Source organism: Pseudomonas sp. GZD-222, assembly GCF_049310525.1.
GTDB lineage: Bacteria > Pseudomonadota > Gammaproteobacteria > Pseudomonadales > Pseudomonadaceae > Aquipseudomonas.
Window position 1 is genome coordinate 25,156 of record NZ_JBMOWO010000150.1, and the last position, 16,982, is coordinate 42,137.

Below are 16,982 nucleotides of genomic sequence, written 5' to 3' on the forward strand. Positions count from 1 at the left end.
GAACAGTGCTCGCCAACTTGGCATATGTCGCTGGCCGTTGGTTTTCTGATCTGTTTTCGGCGAGGGTAGCTCGTGATTGTTAGTTTCTGTAATGCACCAAGAACCCCCGGCAATCGGCTGCGCAAGGCCCTGTTGGCCGGCGCAACGCTGGTAGGCCTGTTCAGCGCTGGCCAGCTCTGGGCGTTCAACCTTGACGACGTGGCGGCCAAGGCGAAGGATCTTGCCGGACAGAAATACGAGGCGCCGAAAAGCAATCTGCCAGCCGTGTTCCGTGACATGAAGTACGGCGACTACCAGCAGATCCGCTTCCTGACGGAAAAAGCCGAATGGGCCAACGACAAAACCCCGTTCAAGCTGTCCTTCTATCACCAGGGCATGCATTTCGACACGCCGGTGAAAATCAACGAAGTGACCGCGACCAAGGTCGAGGAAATCAAGTACGACCCGAGCCGCTTCGATTTCGGCAGCGTGCAGTTTGATCCCAAGGCCACCGAAAACCTCGGCTATGCCGGTTTCCGCGTGCTGTACCCGATCAACAAGGCCGACAAGCAGGATGAAATCATGACCCTGCTTGGCGCCAGCTACTTCCGCGTCGTCGGCAAGGGCCATGTGTATGGCCTGTCCGCCCGTGGCCTGGCTATCGACACTGCGCTGCCGTCTGGTGAAGAATTCCCGCGTTTCACCGAGTTCTGGATCGAAAAGCCCAAGGCCACCGACAAGCACCTGGTGATCTACGCGCTGCTCGATTCGCCACGCTCCACTGGCGCCTACAAGCTGACCCTGCGTCCGGGCAGCGACACCATTGTCGACGTCAAGTCCAAGGTGTTCCTGCGTGACCACGTCAGCCGCCTGGGCATTGCCCCGCTGACCAGCATGTTCCTGTTCGGCGGCAACCAGCCATCGAAAGTGCTCAACTACCGTCCGGCCCTGCACGATTCCGAAGGCTTGTCGATCCACGCGGGCAACGGCGAATGGCTGTGGCGTCCGCTGAACAACCCGAAACACCTGGCCGTGAGCAACTTCAGCGTCGAGAACCCGCGTGGTTTCGGCCTGCTCCAGCGTCAGCGTGAGTTCAGCCAGTTCGAAGACCTCGATGACAACTACCAGAAGCGCCCAAGCGCCTGGATCGAGCCAGTTGGCGACTGGGGCAAAGGCACCGTCGACCTGGTCGAGATTCCGACCGCCGACGAAACCAACGACAACATCGTTGCGTTCTGGAGCCCGGAAAAGCTGCCGGAGCCGGGTACACCATTCGAGTACAACTACCGCCTGCACTGGACCATTGACGAGTCCGAGTTCCACTCGCCGAACCTGGGCTGGGTCAAGCAAACCCTGCGCTCGACCGGTGACGTCAAGCAATCCAACCTGATCCGTCAAGCCGACGGCACCGTCGCTTTCCTGGTCGACTTCGAAGGCCCGGTACTGGCTAAACTGCCGGAAGACACCGCTGTACGTAGCCAGGTGAGCATTGGCGACAACGCTGAACTGGTCGAGAACAACCTGCGTTACAACCCGGAAATCAAAGGCTGGCGCCTGACCTTGCGGATGAAGGTCAAAGACCCGAGCAAGTCCGTGGAGATGCGTGCAGCGCTGCTGCGTGACGTTCCGGTCGAAGCGGCCAAGCCAGCCAAACCGGCTAAACAGGACAAGGCAGCAGTCAAGGCTGCCAAGGCCGAGAAGCCTGCCGAGCAACCCGCCGCCGACGCGGCATCCACCACTGGGGCACCGGCCACCACCGAACAGGTGTTGACCGAGACCTGGAGCTATCAGTTGCCTGCCGATGAGTAACTCTCAAGCACGGCCAGAATCGCTTGGCGAATACCTGGCCCACTTACCACTGAGCGATGAGCAGCGGGCAGAACTTGCCAGCTGCACCTCGTTCAGCGAGCTGCATCAACGTTTGTCGGCCCAGCCGGGTACTTTCGCTGCCGAAGCCGTGCAGGCTTCGGTGGGGGAGCGCCTGACCCTGACCAGCGCCCAGGACCTGCACGACGCCGAGATGCTTGCGGTGGATGGCAGCGGCCGGCTCTGCCTCAAGGCCACGCCGCCGATTCGCCGTACCCGGGTAATTCCCGAGCCATGGCGAACCAACATCCTGATCCGTGGCTGGCGCCGCCTGACCGGGCGCCGCAATGCCCCGGCACCGGAAAAGCGCGAGCTGCCCAAGGCGCGCTGGCGCTGGGTCGGCTCCATGCGCCGCTATATCCTGCTGGCGCTGATGCTCGGTCAGACCATCGTTGCCGGCTGGTACATGAAAGGCATCCTGCCGTACCAGGGCTGGTCGTTTGTCGATCTCGACGAAATCACCCACCAGTCGCTGTGGCAGACCGCTACTCAGGTCTGGCCGTATGCGTTGCAAACCAGCATCCTGATTCTGTTCGGCATCCTCTTCTGCTGGGTGTCGGCCGGGTTCTGGACCGCGCTGATGGGCTTTCTCGAGCTGCTCACCGGTCGCGACAAGTACCGTATTTCCGGCAGCAGTGCCGGTAACGAGCCGATCGAGGCGGGGGCGCGTACGGCCATCGTCATGCCGATCTGCAACGAAGATGTGCCACGGGTATTTGCCGGCTTGCGCGCAACCTTCGAGTCGGTTGCCGCCACCGGTGACCTGGACCGCTTCGACTTCTTCGTGCTCAGCGACACCAACGCCCCCGATATCGCCGTAGCCGAGCAACAGGCGTGGCTGGAAGTCTGCCGCGAGGCCAAGGGCTTCGGGCGCATTTTCTACCGTCGCCGGCGCCGCCGCGTGAAGCGCAAGAGCGGTAACCTCGACGACTTCTGCCGCCGCTGGGGCAGCGACTACCGCTATATGGTGGTTCTCGATGCCGACAGCGTGATGAGTGGCGAATGCCTGACCAGTCTGGTCCGCTTGATGGAAGCCAATCCCGATGCCGGGATCATTCAGACCGCGCCGAAGGCGTCGGGCATGGATACCCTGTATGCGCGCATGCAGCAGTTCGCGACCCGCGTCTACGGCCCGCTGTTCACCGCCGGTCTGCACTTCTGGCAGCTGGGTGAGTCGCACTACTGGGGGCATAACGCAATCATCCGCATGAAGCCGTTCATCGAGCACTGCGCCTTGGCACCGTTGCCGGGCAAGGGCGCGTTTGCCGGTGCGATTTTGTCTCACGACTTCGTCGAAGCGGCACTGATGCGTCGCGCTGGCTGGGGCGTGTGGATTGCCTATGACCTGCCGGGCAGTTATGAAGAGTTGCCGCCGAACCTGCTCGACGAGCTCAAGCGCGACCGGCGCTGGTGCCACGGCAACCTGATGAACTTCCGCCTGTTCCTGGTCAAGGGCATGCACCCGGTGCACCGTGCGGTGTTCCTCACCGGGGTGATGTCGTACCTGTCGGCGCCGTTGTGGTTCTTCTTCCTGGTGCTGTCGACCGCGTTGCTGGCGACCAACACCCTGATGGAGCCGCAGTACTTCCTCGAGCCGCGCCAGCTCTATCCGCTGTGGCCACAGTGGCACCCGGAGAAGGCCATTGCGCTGTTCTCGACCACCATCGTGCTGCTGTTCCTGCCCAAGTTGCTCAGTGTCATCCTGATCTGGGCCAAGGGTGCGAAAGAGTTCGGCGGGCGCTTCAAGGTGACGTTGTCGATGTTGCTGGAGATGCTGTTCTCCATGCTGCTGGCACCGGTGCGGATGATTTTCCACACCCGTTTCGTCCTGGCCGCCTTCCTCGGCTGGGCCGCGACCTGGAACTCGCCGCAGCGTGACGACGACTCTACCCCCTGGAGCGAAGCGGTGCGCCGCCATGGTCCACAGACCCTGCTGGGTGTGGCCTGGGCCTTGCTGGTGGCCTGGCTGAACCCGAGCTTCCTGTGGTGGCTGGTGCCAATCGTCGGTTCGCTGATGCTGTCGATCCCGGTGTCGGTGATTTCCAGCCGGGTACACCTGGGCTTGCGCGCCAAGGACGAGAGCCTGTTCCTGATTCCTGAGGAATACGCCACGCCGCACGAACTGCTGGCAACCGACCAGTACACCCACGAAAACCGCTGGCATGCCATGCACGACGGTTTCGTCCGGGCCGTGGTCGACCCGCAGCAGAACGCACTGGCCTGTGCCCTGGCGACAGCGCGTCATGGTGTCGCGGCTCCAATCGAGTCGTTGCGTGCCGAGCGCATCGACAAGGCGTTGGATCTTGGTCCGAGTGGTCTGGACGGCAACACCCGTCTGGCCCTGCTCAGTGATCCGGTCGCCCTGGCGCGGTTGCACACCCGCGTTTGGGACGAGAAGAACGAGGCCTGGCTGGGCGTCTGGCGTCAGTCGATCGCCAACGACCCGCATTCGCCATTGTTGCCTCTGCATCCGGAGCCTGTGGCGCAGCCTTCATTGGCCAGCGCCTGATTTATCGCGGGGCAAGCCCGCTCCCACAAGGACTGCACCAGTCAATGGTGTCCCTGTGGGAGCGGGCTTGCCCCGCGATTTGTTTCAGCCCTTTTTCTGATACCCACAACGCCGCCCATGCGTTAGCATCCCCTCCGAATATCTCGCACCCGTCTGTAGGACGGTTCGCGCCAAAAATAAAATTCGAGCTTTCTTGCTGGGGGATCTGGTGATGTTGAAAAAGTTTCTGTCGACCCTGCTGATCGGCGTCACCGCGCTGGTCGCGGTCAATGCCGCCCAGGCGGCCGGTGCCATTGACGAGGCGGTCAAGCGTGGCACTCTGCGTGCAGGCATGGACCCGACCTACATGCCGTTTCAGATGACCAACAAGCGTGGCGAGATCGTCGGCTTTGAAGTCGATATCCTCAAGGCCATGGCCAAGTCCATGGGCGTCAAGCTGGAGATGGTGTCCACCTCCTACGACGGCATCATCCCGGCCCTGATGACCGACAAGTTCGACATCATCAGCAGCGGCATGACCCTGACCCAGGAACGTAACCTGAAGCTCAACTTCAGCGAACCCTTCATTGTTGTCGGCCAGACCCTGCTGATCCGCAAGGAGCTGGCGGGCGAGATCAAGTCCTACAAGGATTTGAACAACGAGAAATACCGCCTGACCTCCAAGCTCGGCACTACCGGTGAGATGGTTGCCAAGAAGCTGATCGGCAAGGCCAAGTACCACGGCTACGACAACGAGCAGGAAGCGGTAATGGACGTGGTCAACGGCAAGGCCGATGCCTTCGTCTACGACGCGCCGTACAACGTGGTGGCGGTGAACAAGGCTGGCGCTGGCAAGCTGCTGTTCCTGGACAAGCCATTCACCTTCGAACCGCTGGCGTTCGGCCTGAAGAAGGGCGACTACGACAGCCTGAACTTCATCAACAATTTCCTGCACCAGATCAAGCACGACGGTACCTATGATCGAATCCACGACAAGTGGTTCAAGGACACCGCCTGGCTCAAGGACATGGAATAAGGCCACGGCGTAACGCCTGGTTTGAAACCCGACGCGCAGGCTGGCCCTGCGCGTTCGCTTTTACGGAAGTCCCCTTAAGTGATCAAACACAAAAAATCCCAGTGGCCCTGGCACGGGCTCACCGCGCTGGTCCTGGTGGGCCTGGCGTTGAGCCTGTATTACGCGACCTCGATGATTTCCTACGAGTGGAGCTGGAACCGCGTACCGCAGTACTTCGCCTACCAGTCCGAAGTTGCCCAGCGCGCCAGCGACAATGGCACCATCGAATCGATTACGCCCAAAGGTGACATGGCCAGCGTCACCCTGCGTGACGAGAGCGGCGCCGAGCAGGTGTTCGATGTCGAGCTGGCCAGTGTGCTGCTGTCGCGTGGTGACGATGTTGCCGAGGGCGACCTGATCGGTGTGACCCATCACTGGGCCGCCGGCCCCTTGGCCTGGGGCCTGTGGACCACGGTGTGGATCTCGGTGGCCTCGGGCGTGCTGGGCCTGGTGATCGGGCTGTTTGCCGGCCTTTGCCGCCTGTCGAGCAACCCGACCCTGCGTGACCTGTCCACGGTCTACGTCGAGTTGGTGCGGGGCACGCCGCTGCTGGTCCAGATCTTCATTTTCTACTTCTTCATTGGTACCGTGCTCAACCTGTCCCGCGAGTTCGCCGGGGTCGCGGCGCTGGCGCTGTTTACCGGCGCCTACGTGGCCGAGATCGTCCGCGCCGGTGTGCAGTCGATTGCCAAGGGGCAGGGCGAAGCTGCGCGCTCGCTGGGCCTGAGTGCGGGCCAGTCGATGCGTCACGTGGTGCTGCCGCAGGCGTTCAAGCGCGTGCTGCCACCGCTGGCCGGGCAGTTCATCAGCCTGGTCAAGGACACCTCGCTGGTGTCGGTGATCGCCATTACCGAACTGACCAAGAGCGGCCGTGAAGCGATCACCACCTCGTTCTCGACCTTCGAGATCTGGTTCTGTGTCGCTGGCCTGTACCTGTTGATCAACCTGCCGCTGTCGCACATGGCCAGCCGGCTTGAGCGGAGGCTTGCGCAAAGTGATTGAAGTCCGTGATCTGGTAAAAGTCTTCGATACCCGTGGCCAGGTGGTGCGCGCGGTCGATCACGTCAGCACCAATGTGGCCAAGGGCGAAGTCCTGGTTGTGCTCGGGCCGTCCGGTTCGGGCAAATCGACCTTCCTGCGCTGCCTCAACGGCCTGGAGTCGTTCGACGAAGGCACCGTGGCCATCGATGGCCTGCAACTGGCGGACCCGAAGACCGACGTCAACGCCTACCGCCGTGAAGTCGGCATGGTGTTCCAGCACTTCAACCTGTTCCCGCACATGACTGTGCTGGAGAACCTGTGCCTGGCGCAGAAAGTCGTGCGCAAGCGCGGCAAGGCCGAGCGTGAGGCCAAGGCCCGGGCGTTGCTGGAGAAAGTCGGCATCAGCCAGAAAGCCAATGAATACCCTTCGCGCCTGTCAGGCGGCCAGCAACAGCGGGTTGCGATTGCCCGGGCCCTGGCCATGGAGCCGAAGGTGATGCTGTTCGATGAGCCGACCTCGGCGCTCGACCCGGAAATGGTCGGGGAAGTGCTCGATGTCATGAAGACCCTGGCCCTGGAAGGCATGACCATGGTCTGCGTAACCCACGAAATGGGCTTTGCCCGGGAAGTGGCGGACCGGGTGTTGTTCTTCGACCACGGCAAGTTGCTCGAAGACTCGCCGCCCGAGGCGTTCTTCACCTCTCCGAAGGACCTGCGCGCCCAGGCGTTCCTGCGTCAGGTGCTTTGATCCCGTAGGAGCGGATTTACCGGTCCGGCGTCCCGGTGAATCCGCTCCTACAAACATCGCGATGGCCTCAGAGCTGGAATTTACCCACCAGGCCCTGCAAGTGGGTGCCCAGGCGTGCCAGTTCGACGCTGGAGGCGGCAGTTTCTTCGCTGGCGGCGGAGGTCTGGTCCGAAACATCGCGCACATTCATTACGCTGCGGTTGATCTCTTCAGCCACGGCGCTTTGTTGCTCGGCCGCTGCGGCGATTTGTTGGTTCATCGCCTGAATCGAGGAAACGGTGCGGGTAATGGTGTCCAGCGAGGTGCCCGCGCGACGGGTCAGTTCGACACTGCTGTCGGTCAGGTTGCGGCTGGCATCCATGGTGCTGACGACCTGTTGCGTGCCACTCTGCAAGCCGGCAATCAAGGTTTCGATCTCTTCGGTTGACTGCTGGGTACGCTGGGCCAGGCTACGCACTTCATCGGCCACCACGGCAAAGCCGCGCCCGGCTTCCCCGGCACGGGCGGCTTCGATGGCAGCGTTGAGGGCCAGCAGGTTGGTCTGCTGAGCCACCGACTTGATTACATCAAGCACGCTGCCGATCTTGTCGCTTTCGCTCTTGAGCTGGCCCATGGCGTCGCTGGAATGGTTCATTTCAGTGGCCAGGCGCTCGATCTGGGCGATGGCTTCAGCGACCACCCGATCACCCTCGCGGGCCTGCTGGTCGGCCACCAGCGCAGCCTCAGAGGCTTCTTCGGCATTGCGTGCGACTTCCTGCACCGTAGCGGCCATCTCGTTCATGGCGGTGGCAACCTGATCGGTCTCGACCTTTTGGTTGTTGACCCCGGCGCTGGTCTGTTCGGTTACCGCCGACAGCTCTTCAGCAGCGCTGGCAATCTGCGTGACACCATCGCCAATGCCACCAATCAACTCGCGCAGACTGACGGTCATGCGTTGCATGCTGCGTTGTAGCTGGCCGAGCTCGTCGCGACGCTCGGTGTTCAGGTCCTGGCGCAGGTCGCCGCTGGCGACGCGGTCGGCGGCGCTGAGGGTCTGGCGCAGGGGAATGACGATCTGGCGGGTGATGGCCCAGGCGGCGAGCAGGCCGAACACCAGGGCCAGGACGGTGGCCAGGGTGAGCATCGACTTGGCGTGCTGGGATTCATCGTCGCGCAACTGGGTCAAGGTGGTGGTCAGTTGCTGGCTTTGATCCAGCAGGATCTGGCCCTGCGCAGACATTTGCTGTGCCGCCTGTTCGGCGGCGGATTGTGCGGTACCGAAGTCGATCACCGCTGCCCGGTAGTTGCCAAGAGCACGTGCCGCCTGGTTGAGGTTGCCAGCGTAATTGGCGGGCAGTACTTCGGCCAGGGTCTGCAGCTGCGAGGTGGCCTGGTCGATGGCTGCAAGCGCCGTCTGCTGGAACTCGGCCTTGCCACTGTAGGTGTAACCGCGGACCTGGAAGCGTGCCTGTTGCAGCAGTTTACTGGCGCCGACGACACTGTTGAACAGGTTCAGGTCGCTGCCGCTGAGCAATTGTTGTTCGACCTCGGCGGTCAGGGCTGCGGCCTGGTCGGCGCTGTTGCCGAGTACCGCGCGGCTGGCTTCGCGCTGCTGCGCGGCTTTCTCGGCATGACCCAAGGCCAGGCGGTACTGACGTGCGGCTTCGATCTGCTGTTCGATACGGCGCTTGTTTTCTGCAAGCACAATGCGCTTTTCGACAGCCTGCAACTGAGTATCCAGTTTGGCCAGGGCGTTATTGAGGTTTTGGGTTGCGGCCTCGTCACCCTTGAGCTGGAGGTTCTGTCTGGCAATGCGTAGTTCGAGGGTTGCCTCCAGCACTTGGGAGACGCCTCCCAGTGTGTCGCCACGCTGAGTGACGCCGCTGATGCCCTGCCAGCCGGTCAGGGTAATGCTCAAGGTCAGCAGCAAGACCAGGCCGAAGCCGATGCCGAGTTTTCGGTTGACGCTCACGTTACCCAGGTGCTGGGCTAACCAACGGTACATGGTGGGACTCCATTGCGATCGGCAGAGGCGATTTATTTTTCTGATGCCCATGCATCGGCGCCGGATCGCAAAACTGAAGTCAGAACAGACGGGCGAGCAGGGCGGTAACCGCCGTCTCCACACGCAGGATGCGCTCGCCAAGTTGCACCGGGGAAAGCCCTGCTTTGCCCAGCAGGTCTATCTCGTAGGGGATCCAGCCACCTTCGGGGCCGATCGCCAGGGTCACCGGCTCATCCAGGCCGCGCGGGCAGGGTGGGAACGGCCCGGGATGGCCGATCAGACCGAGGGTGCCCTGGGCAATGGCGGGCAGACGATCTTCGACGAAGGGTTTGAAGCGCTTCTCGATGATGACTTCGGGCAGGATCGTGTCGCGGGTCTGCTCCAGGCCCAGGATCAGTTGCTCGCGAATGGCCTCGGGTTCGAGAAAAGGGGTTTGCCAGAAGCTTTTCTCGACCCGGTAGCTGTTGACCAGAATCAGTTTCGGCACACCCATGGTGGCCACGGTCTGGAACACCCGGCGCAGCATTTTCGGGCGTGGCAGGGCCAACACCAGGGTCAGTGGCAGCTTGCTCGGTGGTTCGCGATCAAAACTCACCGACAGTTCGGCTTCGTGGCCTTCCAGGCGCAGCACCCGGGCTTCGCCCATCAACCCGCCAATGCGCCCCACGCGTAGCGCGTCGCCCACCGCCACGCGATGGATTTCTTGCATATGGGTAAAGCGCCGATCAGCCAGAACGACGCGATCGGCCGCGATGAAGTCGGCTTCTTCGAGTAACAGCAGGTTCACGGCTGGGTCGCTGGCGGCTGGTCGTTGTGATCGTCGGCAGCGTCATCATGATGCTCACTGCGCTTGCGGATCAGCCCGCCGAACAGCACGCCGATCTCGAACAGCAGCCACATCGGCACGGCCAGCAGGGTCTGCGAGAAGATGTCCGGCGGCGTAAGGATCATGCCGACCACGAAGCAGCCGATGATCACATAAGGGCGGATCTTCTTCAGGTACTTCACATCGACCACGCCGATCCAGACCAGCAGCACCACGGCCACCGGGATCTCGAAGGCCACGCCGAAGGCGAAGAACAGGGTCATGACGAAATCAAGGTAGCTGGCGATGTCGGTCATCATCGACACCCCTTCCGGGGTAGCGCTGGCGAAGAAGCCGAAGATCAGCGGGAACACCAGGAAGTAGGCAAAGGCCATTCCGGCGTAGAACAGGATGATGCTGGAGATCAGCAGCGGGATGGCGATGCGCTTTTCATGGCGGTACAGGCCGGGTGCGATAAAGCCCCAGATCTGCTGGAGGATCAGCGGAATGGCCAGGAACAGCGAAACGATCATGGTCAACTTGAACGGCGTCAGGAACGGCGAGGCCACGTCGGTGGCAATCATCGTTGCGTTGGCCGGCAGGTGCTCACGCAGTGGCGCCGAGACCAGGGTGTAGATCTGCTGTGCGAAGGAAAACAGCCCGGCGAAGATCAGGAAGATGGCCGCGACGCAGCGCAGCAGGCGTGTACGCAGCTCGGTGAGGTGCGAAACCAGCGGCATGGGCTGGTCGTTTTCCGGAATATCGCTCATGGGGCTCGCGGCGGCTGTGTCGGTTCGGAGGTCGCGTTGGCAACCGGGGTGGCCTCGGCTTGGGCTGCAGCCGGAGCCGCAGGGGCTTCGCTGCTGGCGACCGGGGCGGCAGGGGGCTCAGGCGTCACGCTCTGCGGGTTGAGGATCTTGCGCGCTTCCTGCTCCATGGAGAGGATGTGCTCGTTATGCAACTGACGACGGATGTCATCGGCGCCGATCTCACGCTCCACTTCCTGCTTGATCGCATTGAAGCTGCGCTTGAGGCGGCCAATCCACAACCCGGCGGTGCGCGCGGCACCCGGCAAGCGCTCGGGGCCGAGCACCAGCAGGGCCACCAGGCCCACGAGCAACAGTTCGCTGAAGCTGATCCCGAACATTGATCAATCTTTCCTGATCGGCTCTTCGACCTTGTGCGCCTGGCCGTCGATGGTCTGTGGCTGGTTCAGCGGCGAAGCGGCCTGTGGCTGGACGGGTTGCACCGGAGGTGGAGTCTGCTCTTCAGGCTTGGTCTCTTCCTCGTTCATGGCTTTCTTGAAGCCCTTGATCGATTCGCCCAGGTCGCTGCCGAAGTTCTTCAGCTTCTTGGTACCGAACACCAGTACCACGACCACCAGCAGAACGATCCAGTGTTTCCAGTCAAAAATACCCATGGTGCAATCCCTCGAAATAATTCAGTTAGGCCGACGGCTGACGCGCTGCTTTCTCGGCGTGCCCGGACAGGCCGAAACGGCGGTCCAGTTCATCCAGCACTGCCTGTGGGTGCTGGCCCAGCTGGGCGAGCATGACCAGGCTATGGAACCACAGATCGGCGGTCTCGTAGATGACATCGCTGTAATCTCCGCTGTGGGTGGCATCCTTGGCAGCGATGATGGTCTCGATCGACTCTTCGCCGAGCTTTTCCAGAATCTTGTTCAGGCCCTTGTGATACAGGTTGGCCACGTAGGAGCTGTCAGGTTCGGCGCCTTTGCGCGCTTCCAGCACTTCGGCCAGGCGGGTCAGGGTGTCGCTCATGTCAGTGTCCTGCGTTGTAGATGGCGTGGGGGTCTTTGAGGACCGGATCGACGGTCTTCCACTCACCGTGCTCGTAGACACGGTAGAAGCAGCTTTCACGGCCAGTATGGCAGGCGATATGCCCCAGTTGCTCGACCATCAGGATGATCACGTCGGCGTCGCAGTCCAGGCGCATTTCATGCAGTTTTTGCACGTGCCCGGACTCTTCGCCCTTGCGCCACAGTTTGCCACGCGAACGCGACCAATAAATGGCCCGCTGCTCGGCGGCGGTCAGGGCCAGCGACTCGCGGTTCATCCAGGCCATCATCAGCACGCGCCCGGTTTTGTGGTCCTGGGCGATAGCCGGTACCAGGCCATCGCTGTTCCAGTTGATCTCGTCCAGCCAGTCTTTCATGTACGACTCCAAAACTAGAGGCCCGATCCTCTGCCGACCCCTTGCGCTAGTGTGCCAGTCAGCGGCGCGGCTGGCTATCGACGCACGATCAGGTATAGCCCGGCCGCGAGCATCAGCCACGCAGGCCAGGCCGCCGGGGCACTGAGGCTGACCGCACCGGTGGCGAGGGTCGCGCCGCCGCCGAGCAAGCCGGCACCGAGCAGGCGCAAGGCCCAGCCATCGCCCTTCTGTTGCCAGGGGGCGGGCGGATCGGCCAGGTGCGGCTGCGACATGCGCTCGAGCAGGTCGCGAGTCATGCCGGCCAGATGCGGGATCTGTTCGACCTGGCCGTGCAGGTTCTGCAGCAGGGTCTTGGGGCTTACGCGCTCACGCATCCAGCGTTCGAGGAACGGCTGGGCGGTGCTCCACAGGTCCAGCTCGGGGTACAGCTGGCGACCCAGGCCTTCGATGTTCAGCAGGGTCTTCTGCAAAAGAACAAGCTGCGGCTGGACCTCCATGTTGAAGCGCCGCGCCGTCTGGAACAGGCGCATCAGTACCTGTCCGAAGGAAATATCTTTTAACGGTTTTTCGAAGATCGGCTCGCACACGGTACGGATCGCCGCTTCGAACTCGTTGAGCTTGGTGTGCGCCGGCACCCAGCCCGAATCGATATGCAACTGGGCGACGCGGCGGTAGTCGCGCTTGAAGAAGGCAAACAGGTTGCGCGCCAGGTAGTCCTGGTCTTCCGGCGTCAGGCTGCCGACGATGCCACAGTCGATGGCAATGTACTGCGGGCTCCACGGCTTGACGGTACTGACGAAGATGTTGCCCGGGTGCATGTCGGCATGGAAGAAACTGTCGCGGAACACCTGGGTGAAGAAAATCTCCACGCCGCGTTCGGCGAGCATTTTCATGTCGGTGCGCTGGTCGGCGAGGGTGGCCAGGTCGGTAACCTGGATGCCGTAGATGCGCTCCATCACCAGTACCTTGGGGCGGCACCAGTCCCAGTACACCTGGGGCACGTACATCATCTCCGAGCCTTCGAAGTTGCGCTTGAGCTGGCTGGCGTTGGCCGCCTCGCGCAGCAGGTCGAGCTCGTCGTAGATGGTTTTCTCGTAATCGTTGACCACTTCCACCGGATGCAGAAGGCGGGCATCGGCAGACACCCGCTCGGCACCGCGGGCAATCAGGAACAGCCAGGCCAGATCCTGGGCGATAATTGGCTTGAGCCCGGGCCGTACGACCTTGACCACCACTTCTTCGCCACTTTTGAGCTTGGCCGCATGGACCTGGGCCACCGAGGCCGAGGCCAGCGGTTCGACGTCGAAGCGGCTGAACACTTCGCTGATCTTCGCGCCGAGCTGTTCTTCGATCAGCGCCACGGCATGTTGCGGATCGAACGGCGGTACCCGGTCCTGCAGCAGCATCAGCTCATCGGCGATGTCTTCGGGGAGCAGGTCGCGACGGGTTGAAAGCAGCTGGCCGAACTTGATGAAGATCGGCCCCAGGTCTTGTAGAGCCAGGCGCAAGCGCGCACCACGGCTGAGATCCAGGGTCTTGCGCGGCAACCAGCGCCAGGGCATCAGATGCCGTAGAGCCATCAGCCACCAGGGCAGCGGCAGTTCGAACAGCAGGTCATCGAGGCGGTAGCGGATAACCACACGCTGGATGCGAAACAGACGGCGGACGGCAAGCAGCTTCATGCGTTATCGCTGGTATCAAGGGATCGGGCAAGGCGCTCAATGCGCGCCTCGAGGCGTTCGATATCGACTTTTAGCGTGTCGAGTTCGCTGAAACGGGCTTCGGCTTCGCGTTGGCCAACCAGGGTCCGTGCCTCCTCGGCGAGGTACTCGGAGAGGTTCTGGTTGATCGCGGCCAGGCCTTGGCGCGTCCAGTTGGCGCGGCTGCGCAGGTGGCCACTGAGCAGTTGCGTGGCGACCGGCCCGAGCCAGCGCGAGACTTCGTACTCCCAGTCCAGCTCCAGGTCCTGAAGCACCGCGACCAAGTCCAGGAGGACGGCGCTGTCGCCTTCAAGCTCGACCTGCGGGCTGTGCAGCACGGCACTCTTGTCCTGGCTCAATGCCAGGCGCAGCAGGCTGCTGGCCGGGGCGCGCAAGGTGCAGTCGGCCTCATTGGCCCAGTGCGCGGCAAGCATCAGGCCTTCGTCGCTGGGCAGAATGAACAGCTGCAGTGCGGGCTGGCGGCAGTCGATGGCAATGACTTTGCCATCGAGCGGGCGCAGGCGCGGCAGCGCTGTGCTGTCCAGGCGCAGGACACGGTTCAGGCCGTGCTCGACGCTGGCAAGAAGGCCGGCCAGGAGCATCAGGGTTTGATACCCCGGTGCAGGGCCACGATGCCGCTGGTCATGTTGTGGTAAGTGACGCGGTCAAAGCCGGCCTCGACCATCATCGACTTGAGGGTTTCCTGGTCCGGGTGCATGCGGATCGATTCGGCCAGGTAGCGGTAGCTTTCCGAGTCGTTGGTGATCAGCTTGCCGGCCAGCGGCATGAAGGCGAACGAATAGGCATCGTAGACCTTGGACATGAACTTGTTGGTCGGCTTGGAGAACTCCAGCACCAACAGGCGGCCACCGGGCTTGAGCACGCGCAGCATCGAGCGGATCGCGTCTTCCTTATGGGTCACGTTGCGCAGGCCGAAGGCAATGGTCACGCAATCGAAGTGGTTGTCCGGGAACGGCAGCTTTTCAGCGTCGGCCTGGACGAACTCGATATTACCGGCCACACCGCGGTCGAGCAGGCGGTCGCGACCGACCTTGAGCATCGACTCGTTGATGTCTGCCAGCACGACCTGGCCAGTCGGGCCGACCAGTTGCGAGAACTTGGCGGCCAGGTCACCGGTACCACCGGCGATGTCCAGTACCCGGTTGCCACTGCGTACACCGGACAGTTCGATGGTAAAACGCTTCCACAGGCGGTGCATGCCGCCGGACAGCACATCGTTCATCAAGTCGTACTTGGCGGCTACCGAGTGGAAAACCTCAGCGACTTTCTCCGCTTTCTGGCTTTCCGGCACGTTCTGGTAGCCGAAATGGGTGGTGGGTTCGGCGTGGTCGCCTTTGCGCTGATCGTTCATATCGCTTCACCGGAAAAAATTACTGGCCATTCTAGGGCGTACGGTCGGATTTGTCTTGGCGGGGTGTGTCGCAGGTCGGGGTGCGGGCATAATAGAAGTATGCCTCTGAACCCAGGATTGAATGAATGACCCAGATCAGCGTTGAGCGCAAACACAGCCTGGGCCGCGAAGCGGCCCGGGAAAAGGCCCAAACTCTGGTCGACAAGCTGGCCCGCGAGTACGACCTCAGCGCCCGCTGGAACGGCGACCGGGTCGAGGTCAAGCGCAGCGGTGCCACTGGCAGTGTGCAGATCGGTGAAGACACCATCAGGGTCGAACTGAAGCTGGGCATGATGCTGTCGATGATGAGCACCACCATCAAAAGCGAAATCGAGCGGGCGCTGGACAAAGCGCTGGCGTGAAACCTTATCGCGGGGCAAGTCGAGTCGTCGCACCGCCGCTCCCACCGGGATTGTGAATACCGGTGGGAGCGGGCTTGCCCCGCGGTGCTTTTTTCTCCCTTAGGGTGAGGATTCTAATTTTTCTCCCTACCTTATGCTCAAGCCCAGCTTCCATGGGCAGTTCCTCCATATCTATTCGAGCGTGAGGTGCAGAGCATGGCCAAAGTGATTTTGAAGAAAAAAGACGACACCCAGAGCACAGTGGGTGAGGTGCGCGGCTACGCGCGCAAGATCTGGCTGGCAGGCCTGGGCGCTTATGCCCGGGTCGGTCAGGAAGGTGCCGACTACCTGAAAGAGCTGGTCAAGGCTGGTGAAACCGTCGAGAAGCGTGGCAAGAAACGCATCGACCACGAGCTGGACGCCGCCAACACCCAGATCGATTCGGTCAAAGGTGAGATCAGCAGCGTCAAGGGCAAGGTCGAAGTTCAACTCGATAAAATCGAAAAGGCTTTCGACACACGGGTCGCCAGCGCCTTGAATCGCATCGGCATTCCGTCTAAACATGACGTGGAGGCACTTTCTGCCAAGCTCGATGAGCTGACGGCATTGCTCGAACGTGTCGCACGTAAACAATAAGGAGAGCGGGATGGCTGGCAAGAAGAATAGCGAAAAAGAAGGCAGCTCCTGGGTCGGGGGGATCGAGAAGTATTCCCGCAAGATCTGGCTGGCTGGTCTGGGTATCTACTCCAAGATCGACCAGGACGGCAACAAGCTGTTCGAGTCCCTGGTCAAGGATGGTGAGAAGGCTGAGAAGCAGGCTAAAGATTCTGTTGACGCCGCCAAGGCTTCGGCCAAGTCGGCCACTTCTCGCGTAGGTGACGTCAAAGATCGCGCGCTGGGCAAATGGAGCGAACTCGAAGAAGCTTTCGACAAGCGCCTGAACAGTGCCATCTCGCGTCTGGGCGTGCCGAGCCGCAATGAAGTCAAGGCGCTGCACCAGCAGGTCGACACCTTGACCAAGCAGATCGAGAAACTGACCGGTGCTTCGGTCAAGCCGGTCTCCAGCAAGCCGGCCGCAAGCAAGACCGCAGCCAAGCCACTGGCCAAGGCGGCACCGAAAGCTGCAGCCAAGCCTGCGGCAAAAACTGCGGCGGCCAAGCCTGCTGCAGCGAAAACCGCAGCGGCCAAACCTGCTGTCAAAGCAGCGGCGAAACCGGCAGCAGCCAAGCCAGCTGCGGCGAAAAAGCCTGCAGTGAAAAAAGCCCCGGCCAAGCCTGTCGCCAAGCCAGCAGCACCAGCTGCCAGCGCCGCGCCAGCACCGAGCGCAGCGCCCGTAGTAACCGCAGCACCGACCGCGCCGGCACCTTCGGCTCCGGTCAGCCCGATCAGCCAGTCCTGATTCGGGCCTAATCGCGGGGCAAGCCCGCTC

The 16,982-nt window shown here is 62.0% G+C and carries 18 protein-coding genes and 1 pseudogene; 8 read left to right on the forward strand and 11 right to left on the reverse strand.

Annotated features, from left to right (window positions below):
- Positions 1 to 72 precede the first annotated feature (72 nt).
- The 5 genes from ACO6VD_RS27000 (at position 73) to ACO6VD_RS27020 (ending at position 7,137) form a co-directional block, all read left to right on the forward strand.
- Positions 73 to 1,788, forward strand: coding sequence for a glucan biosynthesis protein G (locus tag ACO6VD_RS27000; RefSeq protein ID WP_422422877.1), 1,716 nt, complete (start codon positions 73 to 75; stop codon positions 1,786 to 1,788).
- Positions 1,781 to 4,354, forward strand: coding sequence for a glucans biosynthesis glucosyltransferase MdoH (gene mdoH, locus ACO6VD_RS27005; RefSeq protein WP_422422878.1), 2,574 nt, complete (start codon positions 1,781 to 1,783; stop codon positions 4,352 to 4,354). Before ACO6VD_RS27000 ends, mdoH begins: the two co-directional genes overlap by 8 nt.
- 211 nt (positions 4,355 to 4,565) lie before the next feature.
- Positions 4,566 to 5,369 (forward strand): transporter substrate-binding domain-containing protein, encoded by an 804-nt coding sequence (locus ACO6VD_RS27010; RefSeq protein WP_422422879.1) that lies wholly within the window; start codon positions 4,566 to 4,568, stop codon positions 5,367 to 5,369.
- Between the two features lie 78 nt (positions 5,370 to 5,447).
- A complete protein-coding gene (locus ACO6VD_RS27015) occupies positions 5,448 to 6,410 on the forward strand; it encodes an amino acid ABC transporter permease (protein WP_422422880.1) in 963 nt (320 codons plus the stop codon).
- A complete protein-coding gene (locus ACO6VD_RS27020) occupies positions 6,403 to 7,137 on the forward strand; it encodes an amino acid ABC transporter ATP-binding protein (protein WP_422422889.1) in 735 nt (244 codons plus the stop codon). Before ACO6VD_RS27015 ends, ACO6VD_RS27020 begins: the two co-directional genes overlap by 8 nt.
- 67 nt (positions 7,138 to 7,204) lie before the next feature.
- On the opposite strand, the gene ACO6VD_RS27025 is transcribed toward ACO6VD_RS27020, so the two are convergent.
- The 11 genes and pseudogenes from ACO6VD_RS27025 to ubiE form a co-directional block, all read right to left on the reverse strand.
- Positions 7,205 to 8,077, reverse strand: a complete 873-nt coding sequence (locus ACO6VD_RS27025) for a methyl-accepting chemotaxis protein (protein ID WP_422422890.1) — start codon at positions 8,075 to 8,077, stop codon at positions 7,205 to 7,207.
- A pseudogene (locus tag ACO6VD_RS27030) lies at positions 8,060 to 9,172 on the reverse strand (methyl-accepting chemotaxis protein); the annotation flags it as partial. The pseudogene ACO6VD_RS27030 and the gene ACO6VD_RS27025, both read right to left, overlap by 18 nt.
- Positions 9,173 to 9,200: 28 nt before the next feature.
- The gene (locus ACO6VD_RS27035; RefSeq protein ID WP_422422881.1) at positions 9,201 to 9,908 is read right to left on the reverse strand and encodes a 16S rRNA (uracil(1498)-N(3))-methyltransferase; all 708 of its coding nucleotides are present in this window, start codon (positions 9,906 to 9,908) and stop codon (positions 9,201 to 9,203) included.
- Complete coding sequence (tatC, locus tag ACO6VD_RS27040; RefSeq protein WP_038615432.1) at positions 9,905 to 10,696, reverse strand: twin-arginine translocase subunit TatC; 792 nt, start codon at positions 10,694 to 10,696, stop codon at positions 9,905 to 9,907. The genes ACO6VD_RS27035 and tatC overlap by 4 nt, the downstream gene beginning before the upstream one ends.
- Complete coding sequence (gene tatB, locus ACO6VD_RS27045; protein WP_400173832.1) at positions 10,693 to 11,073, reverse strand: Sec-independent protein translocase protein TatB; 381 nt, start codon at positions 11,071 to 11,073, stop codon at positions 10,693 to 10,695. Before tatB ends, tatC begins: the two co-directional genes overlap by 4 nt.
- A 3-nt stretch (positions 11,074 to 11,076) precedes the next feature.
- Positions 11,077 to 11,346 (reverse strand): twin-arginine translocase TatA/TatE family subunit, encoded by a 270-nt coding sequence (locus tag ACO6VD_RS27050; protein WP_157194504.1) that lies wholly within the window; start codon positions 11,344 to 11,346, stop codon positions 11,077 to 11,079.
- Positions 11,347 to 11,371: 25 nt separating this feature from the next.
- Complete coding sequence (locus tag ACO6VD_RS27055; RefSeq protein ID WP_422422882.1) at positions 11,372 to 11,707, reverse strand: phosphoribosyl-ATP diphosphatase; 336 nt, start codon at positions 11,705 to 11,707, stop codon at positions 11,372 to 11,374.
- Position 11,708: 1 nt separating this feature from the next.
- The gene (gene hisI, locus ACO6VD_RS27060) at positions 11,709 to 12,101 is read right to left on the reverse strand and encodes a phosphoribosyl-AMP cyclohydrolase (protein WP_422422883.1); all 393 of its coding nucleotides are present in this window, start codon (positions 12,099 to 12,101) and stop codon (positions 11,709 to 11,711) included.
- Between the two features lie 74 nt (positions 12,102 to 12,175).
- Positions 12,176 to 13,783, reverse strand: a complete 1,608-nt coding sequence (ubiB, locus tag ACO6VD_RS27065; RefSeq protein ID WP_422422884.1) for a ubiquinone biosynthesis regulatory protein kinase UbiB — start codon at positions 13,781 to 13,783, stop codon at positions 12,176 to 12,178.
- The gene (locus ACO6VD_RS27070; RefSeq protein WP_422422885.1) at positions 13,780 to 14,403 is read right to left on the reverse strand and encodes a ubiquinone biosynthesis accessory factor UbiJ; all 624 of its coding nucleotides are present in this window, start codon (positions 14,401 to 14,403) and stop codon (positions 13,780 to 13,782) included. The genes ubiB and ACO6VD_RS27070 overlap by 4 nt, the downstream gene beginning before the upstream one ends.
- On the reverse strand, positions 14,403 to 15,173 hold the full coding sequence (ubiE, locus tag ACO6VD_RS27075) for a bifunctional demethylmenaquinone methyltransferase/2-methoxy-6-polyprenyl-1,4-benzoquinol methylase UbiE (protein ID WP_422422886.1): 771 nt from the start codon (positions 15,171 to 15,173) through the stop codon (positions 14,403 to 14,405). The genes ACO6VD_RS27070 and ubiE overlap by 1 nt, the downstream gene beginning before the upstream one ends.
- A gap of 125 nt (positions 15,174 to 15,298) precedes the next feature.
- Here ubiE and ACO6VD_RS27080 point away from each other — a divergent pair, with 125 nt between their 5' ends.
- The 3 genes from ACO6VD_RS27080 (at position 15,299) to ACO6VD_RS27090 (ending at position 16,952) form a co-directional block, all read left to right on the forward strand.
- Complete coding sequence (locus tag ACO6VD_RS27080; protein WP_197878547.1) at positions 15,299 to 15,574, forward strand: polyhydroxyalkanoic acid system family protein; 276 nt, start codon at positions 15,299 to 15,301, stop codon at positions 15,572 to 15,574.
- Positions 15,575 to 15,769: 195 nt separating this feature from the next.
- Complete coding sequence (locus tag ACO6VD_RS27085; RefSeq protein ID WP_422422887.1) at positions 15,770 to 16,189, forward strand: phasin family protein; 420 nt, start codon at positions 15,770 to 15,772, stop codon at positions 16,187 to 16,189.
- Positions 16,190 to 16,199: 10 nt separating this feature from the next.
- Entirely contained in the window at positions 16,200 to 16,952 is a 753-nt protein-coding gene (locus ACO6VD_RS27090; protein ID WP_422422888.1) for a phasin family protein, read from the forward strand.
- Positions 16,953 to 16,982 lie beyond the last annotated feature (30 nt).